Annotated in this window: 5 protein-coding genes; 2 read left to right on the forward strand and 3 right to left on the reverse strand. The window is 66.9% G+C overall.

All coding sequences use genetic code 11. From position 1 onward, the window contains the following. The first annotated feature begins 157 nt into the window (after window positions 1-157). Together SX243_25460 and SX243_25465 are read left to right on the forward strand one after the other, a co-directional pair. Window positions 158-742, forward strand: a complete 585-nt coding sequence (locus tag SX243_25460) for a hypothetical protein (protein ID MDY7096337.1) — start codon at window positions 158-160, stop codon at window positions 740-742. Window positions 743-791: 49 nt separating this feature from the next. Then, window positions 792-1,562: a hypothetical protein gene (locus SX243_25465; protein ID MDY7096338.1), complete on the forward strand. Its 771-nt coding sequence runs from the start codon at window positions 792-794 to the stop codon at window positions 1,560-1,562. Window positions 1,563-1,572: 10 nt separating this feature from the next. On the opposite strand, the gene trpS is transcribed toward SX243_25465, so the two are convergent. From trpS to SX243_25480, 3 genes are all read right to left on the reverse strand, one after another. Further along, complete coding sequence (trpS, locus tag SX243_25470) at window positions 1,573-2,625, reverse strand: tryptophan--tRNA ligase (GenBank protein ID MDY7096339.1); 1,053 nt, start codon at window positions 2,623-2,625, stop codon at window positions 1,573-1,575. 134 nt (window positions 2,626-2,759) lie between these two features. Beyond that, a complete protein-coding gene (locus SX243_25475) occupies window positions 2,760-3,299 on the reverse strand; it encodes a CBS domain-containing protein (GenBank protein ID MDY7096340.1) in 540 nt (179 codons plus the stop codon). 249 nt (window positions 3,300-3,548) lie between these two features. Next, complete coding sequence (locus SX243_25480; protein ID MDY7096341.1) at window positions 3,549-3,797, reverse strand: hypothetical protein; 249 nt, start codon at window positions 3,795-3,797, stop codon at window positions 3,549-3,551. Window positions 3,798-3,906: the final 109 nt, after the last annotated feature.

Below are 3,906 nucleotides of genomic sequence, written 5' to 3' on the forward strand. Positions count from 1 at the left end.
GAACTGTCCGAGCGCAGCGAGTTTTCCGCGCGCCGCGACGGTTCCCCCGCCGGCGGCGGACAGCAGCGCCGAGGCCCGAGCGGCCTCGCCCCAGGACACGGCCCGCGCACCACCGGCGGTGCCCCAGGAGGTCCCGCCTGCGGTAGGCTCCTGAATCATGACCAGATCGGAACAGGCAGAGCACCCCGAAGCCCTCAGCAGTCCCGAAGACTCCGTCCTCACCTGCGGCGAGCTCGACGCCTCCTCCGAGGGCCGGGGAGCCCTGGCCCGGCTGCTCGCAGGCTACGGCCTCGAGCTGGTGACGGTGGCGGACGGCGCGGAGATCCCCGGCAGCTATTGGGGTGCCCCGGAGGCCGGGCTGCTGAGGCATCGAGTCTACGTGCGGGGCGACACTCCGGTGCATTCGGCGCTCCACGAAGCCTGCCATTCCCTGTGCATGGACTCCCAGCGTCGCGCCGAGCTGGACACCGACGCCGGCGGCGACGACCTGGAGGAATGCGGCGTCTGCTACCTCCAAATCCTGCTGGCGGAACGCCTGCCGGGAGTCGGCTCCCCACGCCTATGCGCCGACATGGACGCCTGGGGCTATAGCTTCCGCGTCGGTTCCACCGCCGCCTGGTTTCAAGAGGACGCCGAGGATGCGCGACGCTGGCTCCAGGAGCACGATCTACTGGACGCCGAGGGCCAGATCACCGGCCGTACGAGGCGAGAGGTCTCCACGAGCCCAGCGCCTCTCAACTGAGGTAGGATCGGCCCCGCCGCACCCCTGCCAATTCCTTCCGGAGACATCCATGGCCTCAGCAAAGCAAAGCTCCTCGTCCTCAAAATCCCGGCGACGCTGGCCCTGGATTCTCGTCTTCCTGGTGGTTGCGCTGGCGGGAACCTACCTGGCCTACAGCGAGCCGCGCCCCGAGGGCGAAGCCGGCCCCGCCGCCGACGCCCTGGCGCAGGAGATGATGCAGGCGGTGAACGTCGAGGCCTGGCACCGCACCGGCGCCGTCCAATGGAGCTTCCGCGGCCAGCGGCATCATCTGTGGGACCGCCAGCGCCAGCTCGTCCGCGTCGCCTGGGACGACGTCGAGGTGTTGGTGAACCTCGGCGACCAGAGCGGACGGGCCTGGAAGAACGGGCAGGAAGTACAAGGCGAAAAGGCCGACAAGCTGGTACGCAAGGCCTACGAAGGGTGGATCAACGACTCCTTCTGGCTCAACCCGGTGGTCAAAGTCTTCGACGACGGCACCGAGCGCAGCCTGGTGGAAGTATCCGACGGCCGGGGCCTGCTGGTGCAATACACCAGCGGCGGCGTCACCCCCGGAGATGCCTATCTGTGGATCGTTGGCGAAGACGGTCTGCCGACGAAATGGAAGATGTGGACCTCCAACCTTCCCATCGGCGGCATGGACGCCAGCTGGGAGGATTGGGTCACTCTGAGCACCGGCGCCCAGGTGGCCACCGGGCATAAGCTGGCCATCGCCCGGGTGGACCTCGAGGACGTCGCCGGCGCCGCCACCCTCGAAGAGCTCCTCGACGGGGGGGCGGATCCCTTCGCGCCTCTCTTCTGAGACGCCGAGGTCAGGGCTTCAGCTCGTCCGGCACCCAGAACCCGACCTTCTCCTTCACCGCCGCCACCTTGGTCTCCGCCAGGGCCCGGGCCCGCTCGGCGCCGATGCCCAGCTGGCGGTCGAGCTCCGCCGGATCCTTCATCAGGTGCTCGTATTCCTCGCGCACCGGCCGCAGCTCCTCGATCACCACCTCGGCGACGGTCTTCTTCAGGTCGCCGTAGCCGCGGGCGTCGGCGAAATCCGCTTCCACCGCCTCCCGGCTCTTGTCCGTGATGGCCTGATAGATGGTCAGGAGATTGTTGACCCCGGCGCGCTCCGGATCGTCGCTGAAGCGGATCTCTCGGCCTGAGTCGGTAACCGCCCGGCGGAGGGCCCGCCGGATCTCGTCGTCGCTGTCCTCCAGCCGCACGGCATGACCGCGGACGTGGCTCTGGGATTTGCTCATCTTGTTGGCCGGATCGTCCAACCCCATGACCCGGGCCCCGGCTTCCGGCACCACCGCCTTGGGCACCACGAAGGTCTCGCCGTAGAGGTGATTGAAGCGCTGGGCGATGTCCCGGGAGAGCTCCAAATGCTGGCGCTGGTCGTCTCCCACCGGCACCTCGTCGGCGTCGTAGAGCAGGATGTCCGCCGCCTGCAGCACCGGGTAGGTCAGCAAACCGGCTTGCACGCTCTGTTGCCGGCGACTCTTGGTCTTGAACTGAGTCATGCGCTCGAGCCAACCCAGGGGCGTGATGCAGGTGAAGATCCAGCAGCACTCGGCGTGGGCCCGAATGTGGCTTTGCACGAAGAGGGTGGAACGCTGGGGATCGATCCCCGCCGCCAGCAACATCGCCGCCGTCGACCGCGTCTGATGGCGGAGCTTTTCCGGCTCCTGCTCCACCGTGATGGCGTGGAGGTCGACGATGCAGTACAGGCACTCCTTTTCGTCCTGCACCTGAGCCCAGCGCTTCACCGCCCCGAGGTAATTCCCCAGGTGCAGATGGCCGGAGGGCTGGATCCCCGAAAGCACCCTGGGCCGGCGCGGTGGCTGGGCCGGGTGGGTCGAATCTTGCTGGCTCATGAGACGTTCCTCTACTACGGCCTCACCTGCTGCGGCCTCGGGTGTGGCGGCCGGGTTGGATCCTCAGCGGCGGGCGTCGGCGCCCGCTTCGAGGGTCGAATAATCTGGCTTGGGTCGATCCGGGGTTCCGTCGCTCAGCGGTTCTGAGTGAAGCGCCGGGCCAGCGCCTCCGGATCGTGCTCGGCAGCGGCCTTCTGCATCTCCTCGATGGAGCTGGGGCGTCCCGCACCGTCGGGCTGCTGGAGCATCTTGCGCAGCTCCTCCGCCTTGGTGGTGAGGAAGCGCTGGATCCCCTGGAGCACGTCCTTGCGGCTGATGCGCCCCATGAGCACACCGTCCTTGACCACCGGCAGAGTGGGAAAATGACAGCGCAGGAACTGCTCCACCACGCGGAAGAAGTCCATCTCCGGCTCGATGATGGTGGCCGGCGACATGAAGTCCTTGACCGTCGCAGGATGCTCCTGGTTCTCATAGATGGCGTGGGAGAGAACCCGCAAGCAATCCTTGTCGGTGAGAATACCCAAGAGCTTGTCGTGCTCGTCCACCACCATGGCAGCGGTCACCTCGCGATCGATGAGGCGCTCGATGGCTTCGACAATGTCCAGATCCGGTGTCAAGGTCAGACGGACCGGGGTCATCCAATCCCTGGCGGTGGGAATCCTGGTAGTGGGCATGCAGCTTCTCCTGGTAAAAATATCTCGAAGCCCGGCGAAGGCCGGGAGGGTTGGGCGGTAACTCGGCCCGGCGGATCTCCCATGGGAGCCGCCCAGTAGAGCTAGTCAGCGCAGCCAGACAGCGCAGCCAGACAGCGCAGCCAGACAGCGCAGCCAGACAGCGCAGCCAGACAGCGCAGCCAGTCAGGGCAGCCAGACAGCGTAGCCAGACTGCGTAGCCAGACAGGGGGCAACCAGTCAGGCCGTCGATCAGGCTGCAGGACGGCTACGGTCGGAGTCTGAGGTGTCGGCCTGCTGGTCGACCGCCGCAAGGGCCTCGTCCTCCTCCTCCGGCAGCCGGCAATTGCAGTTGCCACAGGTCAGGGGCTCGCCGTCGGGCCCGCGGACGGCAACACCGCCGCAGGAGCCCCGCAGGGCGCGATTGCTGATGATCACGCCCACCGCCAGGCCACTCATGGCCAGGGCTAAGAAGGTGAGGGATAGTAGAAATAGGCTCATCAGTTGATTCCTCCGTCGCGGCCCATCATATCGTGGATCGAGAATCGCTCGCCGAACACTCCCGCCGCCGAGCTCTCCGCCGCTTACGAGCCGACCAGCTCACGGAAAG

It is taken from the genome of Acidobacteriota bacterium (assembly GCA_034211275.1).
Lineage (GTDB): Bacteria > Acidobacteriota > Thermoanaerobaculia > Multivoradales > JAHZIX01 > JAGQSE01.

Bases quoted from the DNA above. Each gene is read 5' to 3' on its own strand.
- SX243_25460 (MDY7096337.1), top strand. From the start codon at position 158: ATGACCAGATCGGAACAGGCAGAGCACCCCGAAGCCCTCAGCAGTCCC.
- SX243_25465 (MDY7096338.1), top strand. From the start codon at position 792: ATGGCCTCAGCAAAGCAAAGCTCCTCGTCCTCAAAATCCCGGCGACGC.
- trpS (MDY7096339.1), bottom strand. From the start codon at position 2,625: ATGAGCCAGCAAGATTCGACCCACCCGGCCCAGCCACCGCGCCGGCCC.
- SX243_25475 (MDY7096340.1), bottom strand. From the start codon at position 3,299: ATGCCCACTACCAGGATTCCCACCGCCAGGGATTGGATGACCCCGGTC.
- SX243_25480 (MDY7096341.1), bottom strand. From the start codon at position 3,797: ATGAGCCTATTTCTACTATCCCTCACCTTCTTAGCCCTGGCCATGAGT.